This is a genomic window from uncultured Mailhella sp. (genome assembly GCF_947631555.1).
GTDB lineage: Bacteria > Desulfobacterota > Desulfovibrionia > Desulfovibrionales > Desulfovibrionaceae > Mailhella.
On the sequence record NZ_CANRLT010000125.1, the window covers coordinates 1 to 4,193 of the forward strand.

General features: G+C 61.2%; 4 protein-coding genes. All 4 read left to right on the top strand.

What is annotated here, in order from left to right:
• Nucleotides 1-357 (top strand): hypothetical protein (locus Q0Z94_RS11205; protein ID WP_298069745.1); only part of this gene is annotated, 357 nt, incomplete at its 5' end.
• A gap of 771 nt (nt 358-1,128) precedes the next feature.
• The gene (locus tag Q0Z94_RS11210; RefSeq protein WP_298069747.1) at nt 1,129-2,619 is read left to right on the top strand and encodes a M81 family metallopeptidase; all 1,491 of its coding nucleotides are present in this window, start codon (nt 1,129-1,131) and stop codon (nt 2,617-2,619) included.
• A 96-nt stretch (nt 2,620-2,715) separates the two neighbouring features.
• Nucleotides 2,716-3,924 carry a M20 family metallopeptidase gene (locus Q0Z94_RS11215; RefSeq protein ID WP_298069749.1) on the top strand — a complete coding sequence of 403 codons (1,209 nt, stop codon included), beginning with the start codon at nt 2,716-2,718 and terminating at the stop codon, nt 3,922-3,924.
• A 48-nt stretch (nt 3,925-3,972) separates the two neighbouring features.
• The coding region (locus Q0Z94_RS11220; protein WP_298069751.1) for a DUF5058 family protein at nt 3,973-4,193 on the top strand (221 nt) is incomplete at its 3' end.

Consider the following 4,193-nt stretch of genomic DNA (forward strand, 5'->3'; position numbering starts at 1 on the left):
GAGGTGTGGGAGTGGGTCCGGCAGGGGCGGAACCTGTTTGAGAATCCGTGGCCCATGTATGATGAGTCAGGATGGCCCATGGACTTCATCTCCGCTTCGAGGGCAGCCAATGAGGTGACGCAGGAGCACGAGAGGCGCCTTATAACGGGCAGGCAACATCGTAAGGAAGAAGTCATCGAATACCTGGCGCAGAAGAACGCCTCATCGGAGGAGCGCCAGGAGGCATGGGCGTGGGTCCGGAAAGGAGAGGACCTGTTTTTAAATCCGTGGCTCATGGATGACGAGTCAGGATGTCCTATGGATTTCATCTCCGCTTTGAGAGAACTCAATGAGTTGTCGCAGGAGCACGGAAAATGAGCTATTTCCGATGACGGAGCCGACAGGGAAAATATCTACAATAGCTACAATACCGTCACTGACTGCCCGGAAGGAGCGTAACGGTATGGGTGAAGAAATCTGAGTATCAGAGTATATTTCCCGGCGCTCGAAAGCGCCCTCATATGTCAGCCTAAAACTCCAAACCGACAGGATGGCGGAAAGGATGGCGGTTTAGAAGTCGGTTTGGCGGAAAAAATTATAGAGTTGATTTCTGATGAAACCAAAGAAAAAATGTTACATTTATGAATAATTGAGAGCCCGATGACAGTCAAGTCATCGGGCTTATATTTGCTGAAATCAATTTTAAATTGAAGAATTATTTCATTTTTAGGATGTCAGCGCGTTGTATATTTCGTTTCGGTAGCCCCACCTGCACGGAATCCCCGTGCAGGTGGGGCGCTGAGTCCGAAATCTACAGCATTCGAAGCCACTCATCATATTTAACGATATGCCACTCCCCTCGGAACATCGGTCGTATTGCGTGTGCCGTAATTGCACAAAAAGATGTTCATATACAAACTTTTCTTCGGCGGAAGATGCTGCACGTCATTCAAATCCTGTATTTTCTCCCGAAAAGTCGTTGCAGAAAGCGGTTAAAAAATGCAAAGTTATTCTTGCGTTTGACCTCTATATGTGGTAAACTGTTTGATAAATTTCATAGAGTTGTCCTCCGGCGCCCGGCGGCGGCCGGAGGGGCCCGCGGCCCCGGACGCACCGGGCCGGCGGCAGGACGGAAAGGAAGTGGACACGGTGAAGATCATTTTCGGCGTCATCGGCAATGAGACCAACACTTTCTCCTCGGAGATCGGCACGTTCCAGCGCTGGGCCAGCGGCTGGGCGGTGGGACAGGACGTGCTCAACTATTTCCGGAACGTGCCCGGCTACTACATCGGCGGGATGCTCCGGGCCGCCCAGGAGGCGGGCGCGGAGGTCATCCCCACGGTAAACCTCATGGGCGCGGGGCCGGTCATCCGAAAGGAGGCCCTGGACTACGCCATGGACACCATGTGCGGCATCATCGCTCAGCACAAGGACGAGGCCGACGGCATCTGCATGGGCCTCCACGGCGCCGGCGTAGCCGAGGGCGTGGACGATTTGGAGACATATACCCTGGAGAAGGTCCGGGAGATCGTGGGGGACGAGATGCCCATCACCGTGTCCCTGGACCTCCACGGCAACATCACCGACGACATGGTCCGCCTCTCCGACGGCCTCTTCGGCCTGAAGGAGTACCCCCATGTGGATATGGCGGATGCCGGCTATCTGGCCATGAAGAGCCTTATCCGCATCCTCCGGGGGGAGATCCACCCGGAGACCGCGGTGGCCCATATTCCCATGTTCACCAACCTCTGCAACGCCAACACCTTCGACATGCCCATGCGGGAGTTCAAGGAGCATGTGGCGGCCTACGTCAAGGAGCACGGCCTCATCGACGCCACCTTCTTCCAGGGATTCCCCTACGCCGACGTGGCTTGCGCCGGCGCGTCGGTGGTGGTCGTGGCGGAGCGGGGGCAGAACGCCCAGGCCGCGGCGGACGAGCTGGCCCGCTGGGTCTGGGACCATCGCCACGCTCTGGACGTGGAGTGCCTCAGCCCCGCCCAGGCCCTGGATCGGGCGGCGGAGGAGTTGCAAAAGCCGGGCAAGGGCTATGTGGTCATCAATGACGCGGCGGACAACCCCGGCGGCGGGTGCCCCTGCGACGGCACCTGGCTGCTCCAGGAGCTGCTGCGCCGGGATGTGCCCCGCTCCATCCTGGGATACCTCCACGACCCGGAGATGGCCGAAAAGGCCCACGCCGCCGGTGTGGGCGGCACCGTATCCGGGCTGCTGGGCGGCAAGACCGACCAGATCCATGGCGCCCCGGTGGAGATCCGCGACGCGTTGGTGTGCGCCCTCAGCGACGGCAAAGCCGTCTGCGTCTCCCCCATGATGCAGGGCGCGGCGTTCAACTACGGGAAGACCGCCCGCCTGCGCATCGGACAGGTGGAGGTGGTGGTGTCCTCCCTGCTGGCCGGCCAGACGCTGGACGACCGTCCCTTCCTGGTGACGGGGGCCGACATCAACGACTACGACATCGTCTGCGTCAAGTCCACCAACCATTTCCGCGCGTTCTTCCAGTCCCGGGCCAAGGCCATCGTGACCACCAATCCCCCGGGTATCCATACCGCCGATTACAGTCTGCTGACCTACCACAAGATCCGGCGGCCCATCTATCCCCTGGATCCTGAAACCACCTTTTGAGGACCCCGCGGCGGTTCGGAGCGGTTTTTGCACGCGCCTCCCCGCCGTCCCCGTCCTTTCAATAGGAATACGAAATTGAAGAGAGGAGTAATGCGTATGGAAGACTTTCGCACCGAGTTCCTGCAGAGCGCCCAGGCGCTCCAGGAGGAGCTCACCGCCTGGCGCAGGGATCTCCACCAGCACCCTGAGCTGGGATTTGACCTGACGTACACCAAGGCGTTCGTCAAAGCGCGGCTGGAGGAGATGGGTTACCAGCCCAAGGCGTGCGGCAAGGCCGGCCTCACGGTGACGGCGGGCAAGCCCGCCCAGAAGTGCGTGCTGATCCGGGGCGACATGGACGCGCTGCCCATCCAGGAGGAGGCGGACGTGCCCTACCGCTCCCAGACCCCGGGCCAGATGCACGCCTGCGGCCACGACATGCACACCGCCATGATGCTGGGCGCGGCCAAGCTCCTCAAGAAATATGAGGACAAGTTGGCCGGCCAGGTGAAGCTGATGTTCCAGCCGGCGGAGGAGATCATGGCCGGTTCCCAGGACATGATCGAAAACGGCGTGCTGGAGGGCGTGGACGCGGCGCTGATGCTCCACGTCATGACCGGCACCCCCATTCCCCGGGGCTTCATCATGATCCCCGAGGGCGGCACTGGCTCCGCCTCCAGCGACTTCTTCACCATCACCGTCAAGGGCAAGGGAGGCCACGGGGCCATGCCCCAGCTGTCCATCGACCCCATCACCGCGGCGGCCCACATCCTCCTGGCCCTCCAGGAAATCCACGCCCGCGAGCTGACCCCCGGCGACTTCCTGGTCATCACCCCCGGCATCTTCCAGGCCGGCAAGGCCGCCAACGTGATCCCCGACACCGCCGTCATGCAGGGCACCATCCGCACCGGCGACGTGGAGATGGTGGCCTTCGCCAAGAAGCGCATCGCCGAGATCGCCGAGGCCACGGCCAAGGCCTTCCGGACCGAGGCCGTGGTGGAGTTCTCCGGCTCCTGCCCGCCCATGATCGCCGACAACAGCATGTCCGACGCGGCCAGGAAGTACCTCACTGAGCTGATGCCCCAGCACATCCTGCCCCCCATGACCGGCAACGGCAACAAGATCGGCGGCGGCAGCGAGGACTTCGCCTTCGTCAGCGTCCAGGTGCCCACCATCGGCCTGTTCCTCAGCACCGGCGGCACCGGCGACGGCTGCCAGTATCCCCAGCACCACCCCAAGGCCGTGTTCGACGACAGCGTCCTCCACCTGGGCGCGGCGGCCTATTCCTACTTCGCCATCCGCTGGCTGGCGGACAACAATCCATAAATCCAAATCTGAGAGAAAAGAGGTAATGTATCTATGACCGGCGCAACATTGGCAAACAGTCCCCTTCTGTACGTGCTGATCGCCATCGGCCTCGTGGCCATCGTCATCTTCGCCTTGTACTGCTATCGCAAGGCCAGGGCCCACTGCCTGGAGCTGGGGATCACCGCGGAGACCATCAACAACGTGGTCAAGTCCAGCATCAGCTTCGCCATCGTCCCCAGTATCGCCATCATGGTGGGCCTGCTGACCCTGTCCGCCACCATGGGCGT